The organism is Salinicola sp. MIT1003, assembly GCF_001858555.1.
In the GTDB taxonomy this organism is placed as follows: domain Bacteria; phylum Pseudomonadota; class Gammaproteobacteria; order Pseudomonadales; family Halomonadaceae; genus Salinicola; species Salinicola salarius.
Genome location: NZ_MCAP01000001.1, coordinates 1 through 17,971 on the forward strand (window position 1 = coordinate 1; position 17,971 = coordinate 17,971).

The 17,971-nt window shown below is 62.4% G+C and carries 15 protein-coding genes; 4 read left to right on the forward strand and 11 right to left on the reverse strand.

Going from position 1 to position 17,971, the window contains the following annotated elements:
• Positions 1–102 precede the first annotated feature (102 nt).
• The gene (locus BC443_RS00005) at positions 103–1,737 is read right to left on the reverse strand and encodes a BCCT family transporter (protein ID WP_071229784.1); all 1,635 of its coding nucleotides are present in this window, start codon (positions 1,735–1,737) and stop codon (positions 103–105) included.
• Positions 1,738–2,168: 431 nt separating this feature from the next.
• On the opposite strand from BC443_RS00005, the gene BC443_RS00010 reads away from it, so the two are divergent.
• A complete protein-coding gene (locus tag BC443_RS00010) occupies positions 2,169–3,164 on the forward strand; it encodes an LLM class flavin-dependent oxidoreductase (RefSeq protein ID WP_071229785.1) in 996 nt (331 codons plus the stop codon).
• 410 nt (positions 3,165–3,574) lie between these two features.
• On the opposite strand, the gene tal is transcribed toward BC443_RS00010, so the two are convergent.
• From tal to BC443_RS00045, 7 genes are all read right to left on the reverse strand, one after another.
• Positions 3,575–4,531 (reverse strand): transaldolase, encoded by a 957-nt coding sequence (gene tal, locus BC443_RS00015; RefSeq protein WP_071229786.1) that lies wholly within the window; start codon positions 4,529–4,531, stop codon positions 3,575–3,577.
• A gap of 293 nt (positions 4,532–4,824) precedes the next feature.
• The gene (gene xylB / locus BC443_RS00020; RefSeq protein WP_071229787.1) at positions 4,825–6,312 is read right to left on the reverse strand and encodes a xylulokinase; all 1,488 of its coding nucleotides are present in this window, start codon (positions 6,310–6,312) and stop codon (positions 4,825–4,827) included.
• A gap of 84 nt (positions 6,313–6,396) precedes the next feature.
• A complete protein-coding gene (locus tag BC443_RS00025; RefSeq protein WP_071229788.1) occupies positions 6,397–7,872 on the reverse strand; it encodes a mannitol dehydrogenase family protein in 1,476 nt (491 codons plus the stop codon).
• 61 nt (positions 7,873–7,933) lie between these two features.
• A complete protein-coding gene (ugpC, locus tag BC443_RS00030; protein WP_071229789.1) occupies positions 7,934–9,055 on the reverse strand; it encodes a sn-glycerol-3-phosphate ABC transporter ATP-binding protein UgpC in 1,122 nt (373 codons plus the stop codon).
• 45 nt (positions 9,056–9,100) lie between these two features.
• Entirely contained in the window at positions 9,101–9,925 is an 825-nt protein-coding gene (locus tag BC443_RS00035; protein WP_071229790.1) for a carbohydrate ABC transporter permease, read from the reverse strand.
• The gene (locus tag BC443_RS00040) at positions 9,922–10,767 is read right to left on the reverse strand and encodes a sugar ABC transporter permease (RefSeq protein ID WP_071229887.1); all 846 of its coding nucleotides are present in this window, start codon (positions 10,765–10,767) and stop codon (positions 9,922–9,924) included. Before BC443_RS00040 ends, BC443_RS00035 begins: the two co-directional genes overlap by 4 nt.
• Positions 10,768–11,037: 270 nt before the next feature.
• Complete coding sequence (locus BC443_RS00045) at positions 11,038–12,357, reverse strand: sugar ABC transporter substrate-binding protein (RefSeq protein ID WP_071229791.1); 1,320 nt, start codon at positions 12,355–12,357, stop codon at positions 11,038–11,040.
• A 476-nt stretch (positions 12,358–12,833) separates the two neighbouring features.
• Here BC443_RS00045 and BC443_RS00050 point away from each other — a divergent pair, with 476 nt between their 5' ends.
• A complete protein-coding gene (locus tag BC443_RS00050) occupies positions 12,834–13,823 on the forward strand; it encodes a LacI family DNA-binding transcriptional regulator (RefSeq protein WP_210766217.1) in 990 nt (329 codons plus the stop codon).
• Positions 13,824–13,884: 61 nt separating this feature from the next.
• Here BC443_RS00050 and BC443_RS00055 read toward each other — a convergent pair whose 3' ends face one another.
• The 3 genes from BC443_RS00055 to BC443_RS00065 all read right to left on the reverse strand — a co-directional run bounded on the left by BC443_RS00055 (position 13,885) and on the right by BC443_RS00065 (position 16,476).
• A complete protein-coding gene (locus BC443_RS00055; RefSeq protein ID WP_083387114.1) occupies positions 13,885–15,366 on the reverse strand; it encodes a HAMP domain-containing sensor histidine kinase in 1,482 nt (493 codons plus the stop codon).
• Entirely contained in the window at positions 15,363–16,034 is a 672-nt protein-coding gene (locus tag BC443_RS00060) for a response regulator transcription factor (protein WP_071229792.1), read from the reverse strand. Before BC443_RS00060 ends, BC443_RS00055 begins: the two co-directional genes overlap by 4 nt.
• A gap of 103 nt (positions 16,035–16,137) precedes the next feature.
• Positions 16,138–16,476: a PepSY domain-containing protein gene (locus tag BC443_RS00065; RefSeq protein ID WP_071229793.1), complete on the reverse strand. Its 339-nt coding sequence runs from the start codon at positions 16,474–16,476 to the stop codon at positions 16,138–16,140.
• 215 nt (positions 16,477–16,691) lie between these two features.
• On the opposite strand from BC443_RS00065, the gene BC443_RS00070 reads away from it, so the two are divergent.
• Both BC443_RS00070 and BC443_RS00075 read left to right on the forward strand, forming a co-directional pair.
• Complete coding sequence (locus BC443_RS00070; protein WP_071229794.1) at positions 16,692–17,150, forward strand: PepSY domain-containing protein; 459 nt, start codon at positions 16,692–16,694, stop codon at positions 17,148–17,150.
• A gap of 182 nt (positions 17,151–17,332) precedes the next feature.
• Positions 17,333–17,692 carry a hypothetical protein gene (locus tag BC443_RS00075; protein WP_071229795.1) on the forward strand — a complete coding sequence of 120 codons (360 nt, stop codon included), beginning with the start codon at positions 17,333–17,335 and terminating at the stop codon, positions 17,690–17,692.
• Positions 17,693–17,971: the final 279 nt, after the last annotated feature.

Genomic DNA, 17,971 nt, shown 5'->3' on the forward strand with positions numbered 1-17,971 from the left:
CCCCTCGCCCCTCGCCCCTCGACTTGATGCCGGCAGAACGATGCCACCAACGAAAACGGCCCCGATCCTGGCGGACCGGGGCCGTCGCGATATCACGCCCGACTATCGCGGATTGATGCGACGGTTCTTGATGTCCGGCGCGCGGCGGTAACGGTCTTCCTCCGCCAGCTCTTCGGCTTCGAATGCATCGGCGCCTACCGGCGTATCGCTATGGCGACGATAGAGCGCGGTCAGCATCGCCTTGCGGTCGGCGCGCAGCTCTTTCAGAGTCACGAATATCATGCCGTAGAGAATGAACGTGAATGGCAACGCCGCCAGCACCGATGCCGACTGCAACCCTTTCAGCCCGTTCTCGCCACCGGCAGAAAGCAGCGTGAGGCAGATCGCCGCGATCAGTACCCCCCAGATGATCCGCTTCATCAGCGGCGGATTGAGCGAGCCATTATCGGTCATCTGCGAGACGATGTAGGTCGCGGAATCCGCCGATGTCACCAGGAAGATGAAGATCAGGCAGAGCGCGACGATCGACAGCACGTTCGAGAACGGCATCAGATCGAACATCTGGAACAGCGCCGAGGTGATGTTGTCGGCCGTCGCCTGGGCGAGACCCGCATCGCTGTTCATTTCCATCTGGATGGCGGCGCCGCCGAACACACCGATCCACAGGCAGGCCAGCAGCGGCGGCACGACGAGCACGCCGAAGACATACTGCTTGATGGTGCGCCCGCGCGAGATACGCGCCACGAAGGTGCCCACGAACGGTGACCAGGCGATGACCCAGGCCCAGTAGAAAATCGTCCAGTTGGACGCCCACTGGCTGTCATCGAAGGGAGACATTCGCAGGCTCATGCCGATGAAGTTCTGCAGGTAGTCGCCGATGCCCAGCGTGATGGTCTCGAGAATCGCGATGGTCGGTCCCGTGAACAGGATGTAGAACATCAGCGCGAAACAGATGATCAGATTGAGGTTGGACAGGTTCTTGATGCCCTTGTCCAGCCCCGACGTCGCCGAGATCATGTAGCAGATGAACATCGCCCCCATGATGATGAACTGCCACATCATGTTTTCAGGCACATCGAACACGAAATGCAGGCCGCCGTTGATCTGCAGCACGGCCAGCCCGATGGAGGTCGCCACGCCCATCACCGTCGCGACGACGGCGAAGATATCGAGGATCGGTCCGAGACGGCGCAACTTTGGACGCTTGGCGGTGACCGACGACAGCACGTTGGAAACCATGCCCGCCTGGTTCTTGCGAAACTGATAGTAGGCGATGATCAGACCGACGACCGAGAAAGCCGCCCACTGATGAATGCCCCAATTGAAGAAAGCGTATTGAATCGCATAGCGTGCCGACTCGGCGGATTCCGGTGCTACATCGCCGTAGGGCGGCGTCATGTAATGGGTCATCGGTTCCGCCATGCCGTAGAACACCAGGCCGACACCGAACCCTGCCGCCAACAGCATGCTCACCCAGGAAAAGAAACCGTAGGTCGGCTTGCTATCCTGCGGTCCCAGACGGATCTTCCCGTACTTGCTGAACGCCAGCCCCACCAGAAAAACCACGAATCCGAACACGGACAGCAGATAGAACCATCCAAAGTAGTGCGTGGTCGCACCCAATGCTGCATTGGCGATATTCCCGAATCCAGTCGGGAAAATGGCGCCAACGGCTACGATCGCCGCGATCACCACCGCCGAGACGATGAATACGCCTTGTTTACCAAGCTTGGGCATGTCGTCCCCTTTTGATTGTGCTGATTTCCTTTGACATCACCAGTGTAGACGACGCCTTCTGCCTCTGCGGACGCTACTGCAAGCTGTCTCGAGTCACGCTTCGAGGAACTCCAACATATCATGTCAGGGTGGCCCCGGCGTAAGTCCCCTTTGGGCTAGCTTCTTGGTCTACCTTTCAGCGTATTCGCCGGAGGATTATTCGATGATGGGTTATCGGCTTCAGTCCCGGCAGTGAGACGGCGCACGCCAGGCGCCGTCAGCCAATCCTGTCCCCTGCTGACATCGCCCGAAAGCGCTCTCTCGGGAAAATCGCGTCCGAGTGCCAAACAAAATCGATATCACATATCGGTTGCATTCACCTCGGACGCCCTCATGATGAGGATCATGAGGGCGCTAACGAGCGCCCGCCCATTTCTCCGACGAGACCGCTCATGTCACGACTTGCCGATATTCCTCTCTCGGTGCTGGATCTGGCACCGATCACGCGCGACGGCACACCGGCGGAGACTTTCCGCCACAGCGTCGACCTGGCCCAGCAGACCGAACGGCTGGGTTACAACCGCTACTGGCTGGCCGAGCACCACAACATCGACGGGATCGCCAGTGCGGCGACCAGCGTGCTGATCGGCCATATCGCGGGGGCCACCTCGACCATGCGCATCGGCAGCGGCGGGATCATGCTGCCCAACCACCCGCCGCTGGCTATCGCCGAGCAGTTCGGCACGCTGGCCACGCTCTACCCGGATCGCATCGACCTCGGCCTCGGCCGTGCGCCGGGCTCCGACGGCATCACCATGCAGGCGATGCGTCGCGACCCCCGCGCCGGCGTCAACGATTTCCCCGATCGCCTCGACGAACTCCGCCGCTACCTGGGCGACAGCGTGCCCGGCCAGCGGGTGCGGGCGATTCCGGGTGAAGGCACGCACGTGCCCATCTGGCTGCTCGGTTCCAGCGGCTACAGCGCCCAGCTCGCCGCCAGGCTCGGGCTCCCCTTCGCCTTTGCCGGCCAGTTCGCGCCGGGTTACATGATCGAAGCGCTGCATCTCTATCGCGAAGGCTTCCAGCCCGGCGTGCTCGACAAGCCCCACGCGATGATCGGCATTCCGCTGGTCGCGGCCGAGAGCGACGAGCGCGCGCGCTTCCTGGCTACCACGCAGCAGCAGAAGTTCCTCAACCTGATTCGCGGCAAGAGCACCCGCACCCAGCCGCCGGTGGAAAGACTCGACTGGTCGCCGCAGGAGCAGGCCATGGTCGCGCAGAATCTCGGCGCCGCCGTCATCGGTGGCCCGGAGCGCGTTCGCCAGCAACTGGACGAATTGCTCGAACGCACCGGCGCCGATGAGATCATGGTCAATACCGACTGCTACGATCACGCCGATCGGGTGAAGTCCTACGAGATCCTGGCCGACGTGTGGAAGAAGGCGTAACCCCTCCGATCGACAGAAGACGCCTCGGGTAGATTTCGACCTCAAAGCCCGTCGACTGCCACCCGATGACGCCTTTCCCGGACGGCGCTGGGCAATCGAGTGTCGAACCGGGTCTTGCGTCATGGATGACGCAAGAGGCGCGTTGGGCAGGATGCCCTTTCGCGCCGACCCGAGTTCGTCACTCGAGCGACCAGGGTTTCGCCGACCGGCGGCGTCAAAAGAGGGGGAGCGGCGAGGGGGCGAGCGTTAAGCCCCCTCGTCAACCAACGGTGAGGATGGCTGATTCACGATCAGTGATGCCCTCTTCACTCAAGAATCAGCCAGGTCCGGTCCACCACCAAGTCCGGTCCACCAATAAAAAACACCCGGCACATTGGCCGGGTGTCTTCATCAAGCTTGAAAGAAAAGACTTAGCCGAGACGCTTGGCCAGCAGACCTTCCAGCTTCTTCTGGTCGGCGGCGAAGGTGCGAATGCCTTCGGCCAGCTTTTCGGTCGCCATGGCGTCCTCATTGTGCTCCCAACGGAACTGCGCTTCACCGATCGGGTCGAGACGCTCGCTGCCGCTACCGGTATCGGTCACCTTGCGGGTCACTTCGCCTTCCGCCGAGGCGAGCTCCTCGAGCAGCGCCGGCGAGATGGTCAGGCGGTTGCAGCCTGCCAGTGCCAGGATCTGGTCGGTGTTGCGGAAGCTGGCGCCCATGACCACGGTGTCATAGCCGTAACGGCTGGCGTAGTCGCAAACGCCGCGAACGAACTTGACGCCCGGGTCCTCGTCCGGCGCGTAGGATTCGGTACCGGTCGCCTTCTTGTACCAGTCAGTGACGCGGCCGACGAACGGCGAGATCAGATAGACGCCGGCTTCGAAGCAGGCACGGGCCTGGGCATCGGAAAACAGCAGCGTCAGGTTGCAGTTGATGCCTTCCTTCTCCAGCTTCTCGGCGGCGCGGATGCCTTCCCAGGTCGAGGCCAGCTTGATCAGCACGCGATCCTTGGAGACGCCGCGCTTCTCGTAGAGATCGATCAGGTGATGAGCCTTGTCGATGCTCGCCTGCTCGTCGAACGAGAGCTTGGCGGCCACTTCGGTGGATACCCGGCCGGGCACCAGCTTGGTGATCTCGGTGCCGATGGCGACCGACAGGCGATCGACCGCCTCTTCGATGCGGGCATCGGGGTCGGAAATTTCCGACTTGACCGCGCTCAAGGTCTCTTCGATCAGATCCTGATAACCCTCGAGATCAAACGCCTTGAGAATCAGAGACGGGTTGGTAGTCGCATCGTGGGGCTGATAACGGCGAATGGCATCCAGATCGCCCGTATCGGCAACCACCATGGAAAGTTGCTTGAGAGAGTCGAGTTGCTGTGTCATGAGTCGCTCCATCGTCGTGGCGTGTGATTGCATCCCGTCGCAATCCTGATCCTGAAAGCATAACACCGATGCCCGGCTCTCGCCGTGACCCTTGCCGAGTTTCGGGCCATTCCTCATCGGCGGCATCCGATCCACCGTCACCAGGATCGGGAATCGCGATCTGCAAAGAGTCATGTCATCGAGGCATCATGGATTCTTTCGGAAAAGAACGCCGTGCCATGACTCATCGATGAGGAGACGATGCCTTGATTTCAAGGCCCGACAGCCGCCACCGACTGCCGGAAGCCGAAGACTCAGGCGATACCGTGCTCGCGGCTCAGCGCGTCGCGGTAGCGCCGATAGATACCGTGATAGCTGGCCACGATTTCCGGTTGGGGGCGGGTCAAGGTGGATTCGTCCAGCTTGACCCAGTCCCGGCAGAGCGCGTCCAGTGCCACCGCGGACTCGCGATCGTCGCACCAGCGCGCCTGAATCGCGCCGCCGAAGGCCGCCGCCTCGGTCACTTCCGGGCAGACCACTTCGACATCGAGCACGTCGGCCACGATCTGGCGCCAGATCGGACTTTTCGCGCCGCCGCCGACCAGACGTACCTGGGTGGCCTGGCTCGCCAGCGGGCCGAGCAGTTCGAGGCCATAACGCAGCCCGAACGTCGCGCTCTCGACGGCGGCACGGCAGAGGTTTTCCGGCGTGGTGTTGAAGCTGGTCATGCCGCTCATGCTCGCCTGGGCCTGCGGCAGCGCCGGCACCCGCTCGCCGCTGAAGAACGGCAGCAGGGTGATGCCGCCCGCCCCCGGCTCGGCCTTGGCGACGGCACGATTGAAACCCTCGATATCGAGCCCGACCAGTTCCCGCAGCGTCGTCGTGGCCGAGGTCACGTTCATGGTGCAGATCAGCGGCAGCCAGCCGCCGTGGCTGGCGCAGAAGTTCGCCACCATGGCGTTGTCCGGCACCACCGGGTCCGGTGAATGGACGGCAATGGTACCGGAGGTGCCCAGGCTGATCGTGACGCGGCCCGGCTCGATATTGCCGGTGCCGATGGCGCCCATCATGTTGTCGCCACCGCCGCTGGAGACGAGCACGTCGTCGCCAAGGCCCAGCTCCCGCGCCAGCGCCGGGCGAACCGTGCCGACCGCCTGGCGGGAATCGATCAGCCTGGGCAACACGCTGTCGGCATCCAGCTCCGGGGCGATGATCTCGAACACGTCGCGACGCCAGGTCCGCGTGCGCGTATCGAAGTAGCCGGTGCCGGAAGCATCGCCCGGCTCGGCGACACGTTCCCCGGTCAGCCAGAAATTGAGGTAGTCGTGCGGCAGCAGCAGCGTGGCGATCCGCCGATACGCCTGCGGATGCGTCTCGCGCAGCCAGGCGATCTTGGAAGCGGTATAGCCGGTCTGCAGCACCAGGCCCAGCTTGTCGATGCAGCCCTGCTCTCCGCCGAGCCGATCGATCAGCCGCTCGTTCCACTCCGCGGTTTCGGTATCGTTCCAGAGCTTGGCCGGATGCACCGGCACGCCATCGCCATCCAGCGCCACCATGCCGTGCTGCTGCCCCGAGATACCGATGGCACGGACCGCAGCCCCCTCCACGCCGGCGTTGCTCAACGCCTCGCCGAGCGCACCACGAAATGCCTCGGTCCACTCTTCGACACGCTGCTCCCGCCGGCCGTGGTCGCCCTGCTCCAGCCTGTGGGGACGAGAGGCTTCGCCAACGATGCGGCCGTCGCTTCCATCGACCACCACGACCTTGGTGCTCTGCGTGCCACAATCCACACCGATATACATCGCATCCATCCCTCGATCAGTTCAGATTCCAGCCCGGCGCCATGGCCGGCGTGAACGCCGACCTTACCCCGTCAGTCGCTGAGGTCAATTGGCGACGAGATGCTCGACGCAGGCACGCGCACCATCCCGGTACAGCCGTTCTAGCGCATCGAGGTAGGCCGTGCGGAAACGTTCGTCGTCGACCAGATCGCCGAACAGCTGGCGATTCTCGATGAACGCGGTCGGCTCGTCGCGGTTGCGCTTGGCGATCGCCATCAACTCGTCCTTGAGCCGATCGACCACCACGATCGGCTCGCCCTGCTCGTCGACGCCTTCGGCATAACGAGCCCAGCTCGCCACGACCGCGGCGCTGCGATGGATTTCGCCGTCCTGCGCCAGCTGTTCCCGAATTACCGGCAGCAGCCACTTGGGGATGCGATCCGAACTCTCGGCGCACAGTCGCGCCAGGGTGTCCTTGATCTCCGGGTTGGCGAAGCGCGCGATCAGGGTGCGCTTGTAGTCGTCGAGGTCGACGCCCGGCACCGGCCGCAGGGTCGGCGTGCCCTCTCGATTCATGTAGTCGAGCAGGAAATCGACGAACAGCGGGTCCTGGCACACCTCGTGGGCGTAACGGTAGCCGGCCAGGTAGCCGAAATAGGTCAGCGCCTGGTGACTGGCGTTGAGCAGACGCAGCTTCATCAGCTCGTAGGGCATGACATCGTCGACCAGTTGCACGCCGACCTGATCGTAGGCAGGCCGGCCGCTGTTGAAGTGGTCCTCCAGCACCCACTGGGTGAAGGGTTCGCACACCACCGGCCAGCGGTCCTCGATACCGAAGCGTTGGTGGATCTCCTCGATGTCGGCATCGGTGGTCACCGGCGTGATGCGGTCGACCATCGAGTTGGGGAAACGGACGTTGGCATCGATCCAGTCGCCCAGTTCCGCGTCCCGCGCCTTGGCGTAGGCCACGAACATCTTGTGGGCGACCTCGCCGTTGCCCTGGATGTTGTCGCAGGACATCACCGTGAACGGCTCGATGCCCCGTTCGCGACGTCGGGCCAGCGCCTCGGCGACAATGCCGAAGGTCGTCCTGGGCGCCTGTGGCGAGGCCAGGTCATGCTTGACGTCCTCGTTGCCGAGATCGAACTCGCCGGTGACGTGGTGGAAGTTGTAGCCCCCTTCCGTCACCGTCAGCGAGACGATGCGAATCTTCGGGTCCGCCAGCAGCTCCAGCGTGCCCTCGATGTCGTCCGGCGCGTATCGGTAATCGATGATCGAGCCGATGACTCGCGCCTGATACTCCCCTTCGGGATGCTTGATCACCAGCGTATAGAGGTGATCCTGCGCCGACAGCGCCGCCTGCATGCGCCGGTCGCCCGGCATGACGCCGACGCCGACGATGCCCCAGTCCAGCGCTTCGCCTCGATTCATCAGATCGTCGAGATACATCGCCTGGTGGGCGCGATGAAAGCCGCCGACGCCGAAGTGGACGATGCCCGGTGTGACCTGGCTACGATCGTAGGATGGCTTGGCGACGGCGCCATCGAGTTGATCGAGAACCGCCGAATTCAACGATGCCATAGGGTTTCTCCTGAAAAAGTCACTGCTCCGGGAAAGATACTGAGCACCACGTAATCGCTGGCTAGGCTTCGGCGGCTGCCGAAGGCTGTGATGTCGGCTCGCGGCCGATGGCCAGCTCGCTCTCGCTGTCGAACAGGTGCAGTTTGTCGCTGTCGCAAGTCAGTGTCAGCGTGTCGCCGATCTGGACTTTCTGATGGCCCGGCAACTGCGCGGTGACGGCATGTTCCCCCACGCTCAGTTGCACCATGGTCACTGCGCCCAGCGTCTCGACGACATCCACCGTGCCCTCGACACGATTGGCACCGGACGCGTCGCCGATCCGCAGGTGTTCCGGACGAACGCCGACCCAGACGTCCGACCTCTTTGCCGATGCCATGGCAGCGCGATGGGCTTCGTCCAGCGTGAGCCGGTAACCCTCGCCGCTGACCACGCCGTCGGCATGCCCGGCACGCAGGAAGTTCATCGATGGATTGCCGATGAAACCGGCCACGAACCGGTTGGCCGGAAAATCATAGAGGTTGATCGGCGTATCGATCTGCTGGATTTTACCGTCCTTCATCACCACGATGCGCTCGCCCATGGTCATCGCCTCGACCTGGTCGTGGGTGACGTAGAACGTGGTCACGTTGAGTCGCTTGTGCAGCTTGACGATCTCGGCGCGCATGTCGACGCGCAGCTTCGCATCCAGGTTGGAGAGCGGCTCGTCCATCAGGAACACCTGCGGATTGCGCACGATCGCCCGCCCCAGCGCGACGCGCTGACGCTGGCCACCGGACAGCTCCCTCGGCTTGCGGTCGAGCAGATGTTCGATACCCAGCGTCTGTGCCGCTTCGTCGACCTTCTGCTTGATCTCCTCGGCCGGGCGCTTCTTCAGTTTCAGGCTGAAGGCCATGTTCTCGGCCACGCTCATGTGCGGATAGAGCGCGTAGCTCTGGAACACCATGGCGATATCGCGCTCTTTCGGCGGCACCTGGCTGACGTCCTTGCCGCCGATCAGGATCTCCCCTTCGGTATTGCGCTCGAGACCGGCAATCATGCGCATGGTGGTGGACTTGCCGCAGCCCGAAGGCCCCACCAGCACCACGAATTCACCGTCGCGCGTCACGAGGTTGAAATTGTCGACGGCGTTGTTGCCACTTGATCCGTACTGTTTGGCGACGTTCTTGAGTTCGACGATGGCCATGTCGTTAACCCTCTCGATGAAATTCGGTACCAGCACGATCGCCGGTCATTTGACGGCGCCGAAGGTCAGCCCTCTGACCATCTGGCGTTGCGTGAACCAGCCGAGCACGATGATCGGCGCGATCGCCAGCACCGAAGCGGCGGACATCTTGGCCCAGAACAGCCCCTCGGCGCTCTTGAACGAGGCGATGTAGACCGCCAGCGTTGCCGCGCTGTGGTCGGTCATGGTGATACTCCAGAACGACTCGTTCCACGCCAGAATCAGCGCCAGCAGCCCGGTCGAAGCCAGCCCCGGCAGCGCCAGCGGCAATACCACCTTGAACAGCGTCTGCATGATGCTGGCGCCGTCGATGTCGGCGGCTTCGACGATGTCCTTGGGAATGTCGCGGAAGTAGGAGTAGACCATCCACACGATGATCGGCAGGTTCATCGCGGTGAACAGAAGCGTCAGCCCCAGGGCGTTGTCCAGCAGTCCGACCGCGCTGTAGACCAGATAGATCGGAATCAGGACGCCGACCGCCGGAATGAACTTGGTCGAGACCATCCACACCAGCAGGAAGTCGGTGCGTTTGTTGGGATAGAAAGCCATGGCGTAGGCGGCCGGTACCGCCAGCGTCAGGCCAATGACGGTCGAGGCGACGGCGGTCAATGCGGAGTTCCAGGCGTAATGCCAGTAGCCGCTGCCCTGTGCCAGGGCCGTCTTGAAGCTCTCCAGCGTCGGCGAGAAGAAGAAGTTCGGCACCACCGTGAAGGCCTGCTGCTCGGTCTTGAACGCGGTCAGCAGCAGCCACAGGATCGGGAAGAAGATCAGCAGCGCCACGACCCACGCGAGCACGCCCATGGCAGTGTTGGCAAACCGTTGCGATTTCATCGTGCGGCTCCCGCGTTGAGGTTCCCGGCAATGAAGCGAATCAGCATGATGGCGAAGATGTTCGCCAGGACCACGGCGCCGATGGCGGCAGCCGACGCGATGCCGATGTCGTTCTGCTGGAACACGGTCTGGAAGATGTAGTACGGCAAGTTGGTGGTCGCGGTCCCGGGGCCACCGCTGGTGGTGGTGTAGATCTCGGCAAACGAGGTCAGGAAGAAGATGCTCTCCAGCATCACCACGACATAGAGCACCTGCCCCAGATGCGGGACCACGATATGGCGGAACTCCTGCCAGGCATTGGCGCCATCGAGCCTGGCCGCCTCGATCTGATCCTCGGGCAGCGACTGCAGGCCGGTCAGCAGCACCAGCAGCGCGAACGGTGTCCATTCCCAGGTGATCATGATGATCACCGACAGCATCGGATAGTGGGCGAGCCAGTCGACCGGCTCCAGCCCCAGCTGCCGCGCCACCCAGGCGAACAACCCGTAGACCGGGTGGAACAGCATGTTCTTCCAGATCAGGCCGGTCACCACCGGCATCACGAAAAACGGCGCCACCGCCAGCGTGCGAGCCACGCCACGTCCGACGAAGGTGCGGTTGAACAGCAGCGCCAGCGCCAGACCCAGGCACACCGTGATGACCAGACTGGCCGCGACGATGATCAGGGTATTGGCCAACGACTTCCAGAACGTGGGGTCGCCCAGCAGAATCGCGAAATTGTTCAACCCGGCGAAGCCGTTGTACATCGGCATGATCAGGTTGTACTGCTGGAACGAGTAATAGATGGTCATCGCCAGCGGGACGAGCATCCAGATCAGCAGGAAGATGACCGCCGGCGCCATCAACAGTCGTGTGGTACGGGCGAAAGAGCGCGCCCCGGTAACCTCGGCAGAAGGCGTGGCGGTCGAGACGGTTCGAGAAATGGCTTTCATGCGTGATTCCCGTGGCTTTTGGATTGCGTGACGCAACCACTGGTCCGGCTAAACGGTTCAGCCAAACGGTTCAGCTAAACGATTTAGCTAAACGATTTAGCTAAACAGTCCAGCTAAACGGTCCGACTTACGCAGCGACACCGCCGATCGGCCGACCGGCGGTGTCCACAGGCGAATCGCTTACTGCGGCTTGCCGGTCTGCTGCATGATGCGGTCGGTGAAGGTCTGCCCCTGCTGGAGCGCCTCTTCGACGCTGCTCTGACCGGAAAGCATCGCTGCCATCAGCTGACCGACACGGGTACCGATCGCCTGGAACTGCGGGATGGTGACGAACTGCACGCCGGTATACGGCACTTCCTGCGCGCTGGGATCGTTCGGGCTGGCGCTCTTGATCGCCGTTTCGACCAGCGGCGCGAACGGTGCTGCCTTGACGTACTCGTCGCTGGCGTAGGTGGATTGGCGCGTTCCCGGCGGCACCGCCAGCCAGCCCTTGTCATCCGCGACGGCCTGGATGTAGTCCTTGGAGGTCGCCCAGTCGACGAAGGTCTTCGCCGCTTCCTGATGCTTGGATGACTGCGGCACGGCCAGCGCCCAGGTGAACAGCCAGTTGGAGCCCTTCTCGGTCGTCTCGTACGGCGCCTGAGCAAAACCCACGTTGTCCGCCACCTGGGACGTCTCCGGATCGCTGAGATAGCTGGCCGCCACGGTGGAGTCGACCCACATGCCGCACTGACCGTTGGCAAACAGCGTCTCGGACTCGGTGAAACCGTTGGAGGTCACGCCCGGCGGGCCATAGTTGTTGAGCAGGTCGACGTACGCGTTGGCCGCGTTCTTCCACTCGTCGCTGGTCAGTTGCGGATTCCAGTCCATGTCGAACCAGCGTCCACCGAAGCTGTTGATCATGGTGCCGAACAGCGCCATGTTCTGCCCCCAGCCCGGCAGGCCGCGCAGACAGATGCCGTAGACGCCATCCGAAGGAGAATGGATCTTGGAGGCGAACTCTTCGATCTGGGTCCAGGTCGGCTTGTCCGGCATTTCGATACCGGCCTTCTCGAACAGGTCCTTGCGGTAGTAGGTCACCGAGGACTCCGCATAGAACGGCAGCGCGTAGAGCGTGCCATCCACCGACAGCCCCTCTTTCACCGGCTTGAGCAGATCATCGACGTCATAGCTGGCAGGCAGGTTTTCCATCGGCGCCAGCCAATCGTTCTGCGCCCAGATCGGGGTCTCGTAGTTGCTGACGGTGACGACGTCGTACTGGCCGGCACCGCTGGCGATATCGGTAGTGACCTTCTGGCGGAGTTCGTTTTCCGGCAGCGTCACCCAGTTGACCTTGATGTCCGGGTGCGCCTCGTTGAACGCCGACATCATGCTCTGCATCGTCACCATGTCGGGATTGTTCACGGTGGCGACGGTGATCTCCGTGCTCTGCGCCATGGCGGCGGAGCAGGCACCCAGGCCCGCGATACCGATGCCTGAAACAAACAGGGCAAGTCTCATCTGGAATTCCTCTCGTAGCGCTCGTTATTGCTATGTTGTCGACGGCTATCGTTTTCGACTGCTGTCACGCCGAGTATCGGACGATCCCGCGGATACGATCGGACCTGATCTGTCCAGGCTGGCGTTAGTTGACGAAGATCGACCGTGCGTTTTTATTGATGCATGTTCAAACGCCATGACATCAGCATCAAATCATAGCGTTAACACTGATTGACGCAAGTCATTTCATTTATACTAAAACCTTGATAATCAACTGCTTAAACCACATTAGACCAATGTTTAATATCTCAACTAGACTTAAGTAGTACGTAAAAATCAGCTCTACAGTACGATTTCCATGATAGAAAATGACACGAAATGATATTGGATGATCATGGCGTATCAGCGGCTGGGCTGCTGACGCCTCAGCGCACGAAAGCCAGAGTCATCGCCTGGATTTCATGAAATCACGGGGTGTTATCAGGGAGATGAGGTCAATGCCTCGAACCACGCTCGCGGATATTGCCCGCCAGGCCGGGGTCAGCAAGATCACCGTTTCACGCACGTTTTCCTCGCCGGAAAAGGTTCATGCCGAAACGCGCGATCAGATATTGCGCATCGCTCGCGAGCTCAATTATGTGTCGCCGTCACAGACGACCCAGCGCGAGACCGCTGTCACGCGGACACTGGGCGTCGTCAATCCCAACATGAACAACCCCTTCTTCGGTCGAATGACCCGAGAGATCACGCTGGCGGCGAGAGCCCGTGGCTACACCGTGCTGGTCTTCGACTCCTATGAATCGGAGACGCTGGAAGCCGAAGCGATCGGCAAGCTGATCGAGTTCTCCGTCGATGCGGTCATCCTGTCGGTCATCTCGTCGGACATCGATTACCACCCGGCCTATCTGGATCGCCTCGAGGCGGCGGGAATCCCGGTCGTGCTGGTCGACCGCGAGCTCAAGGCGGCCCACTACGGCGGGGTCTACATCGACAACCTCGACTGCGGCTATCAGGCGGGCCGCTACTGTCTCGAGCAGGGTCTGGAAAAACTGCTTGCCGTATCGGGGCCGGCCGACTCGATGGTCTCGATCGGCCGCATGTCGGGTCTGCGGGAAGCAATCGGCAGCCGCCGGATCTCGCTCGACGTGGTGTACAGCGATTTCAGCTTCGAGCCCGCCTATCAGGCGCTGCGGGAGTATCTGCAGGAGCATCCGTGGCCGGAAGGGATCATCGGTGCCAACAACCAGATCACCATGGCGGTACTGAAACTCTGCCATGAGCAAGGGATCGTACCGCAGCAGGACGTACAGCTGTTCAGCATCGATGACATCGAGCACAGCGACGTGTTCGGGCTGCATATCCCCTGCATTCATCACAATCTGCCGGAAATCGCGCAGCAGGCGCTGCAACTGGCACTGGCGGCGATTCAGTCACCGGAACAGCGCGGCTTCCGCACCGTGGTCCGTGGCCAGCTTCGCACCTGGTGATTCCGGGAGAGACGCAGCCGAATCACGGCATCGCGGCGGGCGAACATCGCGTGATCGGCGATCAGTCGGCTGCCGGCGGCTGGCTGGCCGTGTCGCCGATCCGCGCGGAAACCGGCGACGCCGGCAGCCAGACATCCGCCGCCAGCCCGCCCAGGGCGGCACGTTCCAGGCGCAGCGTGCCGCCATAGAGCATCATCAGGTCTTCGACGATCGCCAGCCCCAGCCCTGAACCCCCGGAGCCGGAACCAGAACCGCGGACATCCAGCCTGACGCCCCGGGCCAGGGCGGCTTCCCCCTGAGCGCGGGTCATTCCCGGGCCATCGTCCTCGATCCGCAGGCGCACGCCCTGCGATACCCGGGAAACCCTGAACGAAACCCGGCTGTCCGCCCAGCGCAACGCGTTTTCCAGCAGGTTCCCGGTGAGCTCCTGAATGTCCTGCGGGTCGATGCGCGCCGCCGCGTCCGGATCGATGTCGGTATCGAACTGTATGCCGCGCCGCTCGGCCAGCCTGGCCAGCCCCTTGACGACCGGCGCGATCGCGTCACCGATCGAGACACGCCCCGAGAACGCCACCCCGCCGGCTGCCGACGCGCGGGCCAGATGATGACGCACTGCATCGTCGATCCGGGCCAGTTCGGTATTGATGGGCTGACGCTGGGCCTCGGGAAAACGTTCCGAGAGCGTCTTGAGCACGCTGACCGGCGTCTTCAGCGCATGCGCCAGGTTGCCGGCCGCCGCGCGCCCGCGCTCGATCAGGCGACGGTCGCGTTCGAGCACGCCGTTCATGGCCAGCGCCAGCTCCTTCAGTTCCACCGGCAGTTGCGTGTCCAGGCGCTCGATATCCCCTTCTTCCACAGCCCGCAGGTTGGCAGACATCCGCCGCAGTGGCGCGAGCCCCCAGCGCATCTGCAACGCCAACCCGGCCAGCAGCAGCACGCCGAACGTGGCCAGCGACACGATCAGCAGGCGCTCGAAGCGCTCGACTTCATGGTTGAGTTCCGCGGTCGACCCGGCCAGCGCCACGTGGATCGCATCCTGGCGCCCCGGCAAGTGCAGGTCACGTTCAATCATGCGCAGATCGTCATCGCGCGGGCCTTCGACCTCGTAGACGGCCAGGCCACTGTGATGCTCGGGAATCGGCAGACGCTGGTCCCACAGCGAACGCGACGTCAAGGTGAGATCGCTGCCGTCGCTCACCTGCCAGTACCAGCCGGAATAGACGCGGTCGAAGCGAGCGTCGCCCAGCGAACGGTTCAGCTGCAGGCGCTGGCCGATACTGTCGACCTGGATGCCGGCCAACAGCGCATTGAGCAGCGACTCGAGACGGGTATCGAAAGAGGCCGTCGCGGACTGCCGGAAGTTGTAGCTCAACCCGACGCCGGCCAGCGGAAGCAGCACGATGACCAGCAGCAGCGAGGCCACCAGCAGGCGCGCACCCAACGGCGCCAGCCGCAGCCGTTCTCCCCAGCGCGATACCCAGCGAGGTTGCCAGTGTCTCGGGACGCCTTTCGGACCTCGGCCTTGCGAGTTCTGGCCTTTCACGCCTCGGCCTCGAGATCCACCAGGCGATAGCCCTGCCCTCGAAGCGTCTCGATCCGGGCACGGCCGAACTTGCGCCGCAGCCGGCTGATCTGGACATCGATGACATTGGAGTCGGGTTCGTGATCGCGATTGTAGACGTGCTCGACCAGTTCGGCGCGGCTGACGATACGCGGCGAGGCATGCATCAGATACGAAAGCAGACGGGACTCCTGCGCGGTCAACGTGATCGGTCGCCCGGCCAGCGAGACACTGCCCGAATGGGTATCCAGGGTCAGCTCCCCGATCCGGATCACCGGATGAGCGTGACCGTGGCTGCGGCGAACCAGCGCTCGCAACCGGAACAGCACCTCGGCGGTCTCGAACGGTTTGACGACGTAATCGTCGGCGCCGGCGGAGAAGCCGGCCGCCTTGTCGGACCAGCGCTCGCGGGCCGTCAGCACCAGCACCGGCAGATCGATCGCATCCTCGCGCCACTGGGAGAGCCAGCGCGTCCCATCACCGTCGGGCAGCCCGAGATCGAGGATGACCGCATCGTAGCGCTCGGTTCGCACCAGGAAGTCAGCCTCCTGCCCGGTGGTCGTAGATTCGATCAGCAGGCCGGCCTCGGCCAGCGCCGCTGCCAACGCCTCGGCCAGTGCCGCATCATCCTCGACCAGCAGTACCTTCATTACCGACTCCCTGATTCAAGACTCATCTTTCACTGCAACGATCGCCCCTGGCGGAGTTCGTCCATGTCAAAAAGCGGCTCCGGCCGCCAGTATCGACGACAGGCTAGGGCGATTTCTTCATCGCCGCGATATCCACCCCTTCGACACTCAGCAACTCGCCATTGGTGGCGTCGAACTCGAATTCGACGACCTGCCCCCGGGGGCCGATCATTTCCACTTCATACTCGATCCGGTCGCCTTCCTGCTCCAGTTCGACCTCGAGGATCTGCCCCTCGTAGCGGGCTTCCAGCCAGTCCATGATCTCGCCGATGCCGACCAGATGGCCTTCCTTGACCTCCTTGTGGAGATCCCGCCAATTGTCGCCATCGGCACTCACGGGCACCAGTGCACCGCTCATCATCAGCGGCAGGGTCAGCAGCATAAGAAGGTTGCGAAATTTCATGTCACCAGTGTGCCGTAATAGCCATGAATCCGACATGAATACAGCTCGTGGCACCCCATCGGCCGCCGGGCGTATCACGGCGGTAGATGATGAACCCCGGATGAATATCTCTTTCAGTTCGCGTCAAGGTCCCCCCGAGTATAACGAGGGACATCGACAAGGCCGGTCCGTCGCGAAGAACGCGACTACCGATACCCAACTTCAGGAGATCGATCATGAAATACCGTCTGTGGATGTTGCCTGCCGTTGCACTGGGAAGCGGAATCAGCGTCAGCGCCTTGGCCGACGAGACGACGCTATCCTACAGTCAATTGAAGACGCTGCTCGATAAAGCCGAAAGCCATGGCTTCACCCATTACGAAAAGCTGGATGTGGATCGTGACGACAACCGGCTCGAGGTGGAGGGATGGCGCGATGACGGCTGGGAACTGGACGTCTCGATGGCGCTGGATGACGGTGCCTTGATGCGGGAAAGTCAGCGCCAGTCGAATATCCCGGACTGGAGCCTGACGGCCGAAGAGTTGCAGAACGCGTTGGCACAGGCCCAGAATCGCGGCATGCAACATTTCGCGGAACTCGAAGTCGACAGTGATGGTCGCATCGAGATAGAAGGCTACAACGCGCAGCAGAACGAACTCGATCTCGACCTGCATCGGGACGAGTTGAACAGATGATCACAACGCTGCCGCCCTCAGAGGGTGTTGACAAAAGGGCTGCACTCGACAATCCAGCGTTAAAATCGGCCTCAAATACTCATTTACTCCATGTAAACTCCGTGTTTTCGGCCAATTTTGCCTTGTCTTGCCTTCGTTCGCCTGTTTTGTAAACACCCTCTCAGCAACCGAGGAGAAAGTGGATGACCGATAACCGCCACGATACCGGCAACGCGGCCTGGCGTGCCGCGCAGCAATGGCGCGAGCGCGTTCAGCAGACTCGTCCCAGTCAGGGTGCCGGAGGCCTGCGCCTGTTGTTCACTTGGCTGCTCTTCGGCGTCATGCTGATCGTCGGCACCCTGCTCGGCCTGTTTTTCCTGGTCGTCGGCTGGGCGATGCTGCCGTTTCTCCGCCATCGCATGAAAAAGCGCGCCGAACAGTTCCGCGCCTCTCGAGCGCAGTATGCCGGCGGCAGCGCCGATCCCGACGGCGGCAACCACTCGGCAGGGCGTTCCCAGCAAGTGCTCGATGGCGAATACGAGGTGCGCTCGAAAGACTCCTGAACACGCTACCGGCATCGCTTCCCTGCATCGATTCCCCGCGTCGGGGCTTGATCGTGCACGCTTTGATCGCGCGCTTTTCGATCACGCTCTCTTGCTTGCGCTCGACGCGCTCCGCTTCCCCTCGAACGCCTTCAGCGCCGCGCCTCGAGCGTGGCGCCTCATCGAGTCGGTCCCCGTCTCCACGTGCGTCGATCGGACGTACGCGGTAGAGTCATATTCGACGTTGGTCGAACTCTCCCCTCACGCCAACGTACGCTCTGCTCAAACGGTATCGACAAT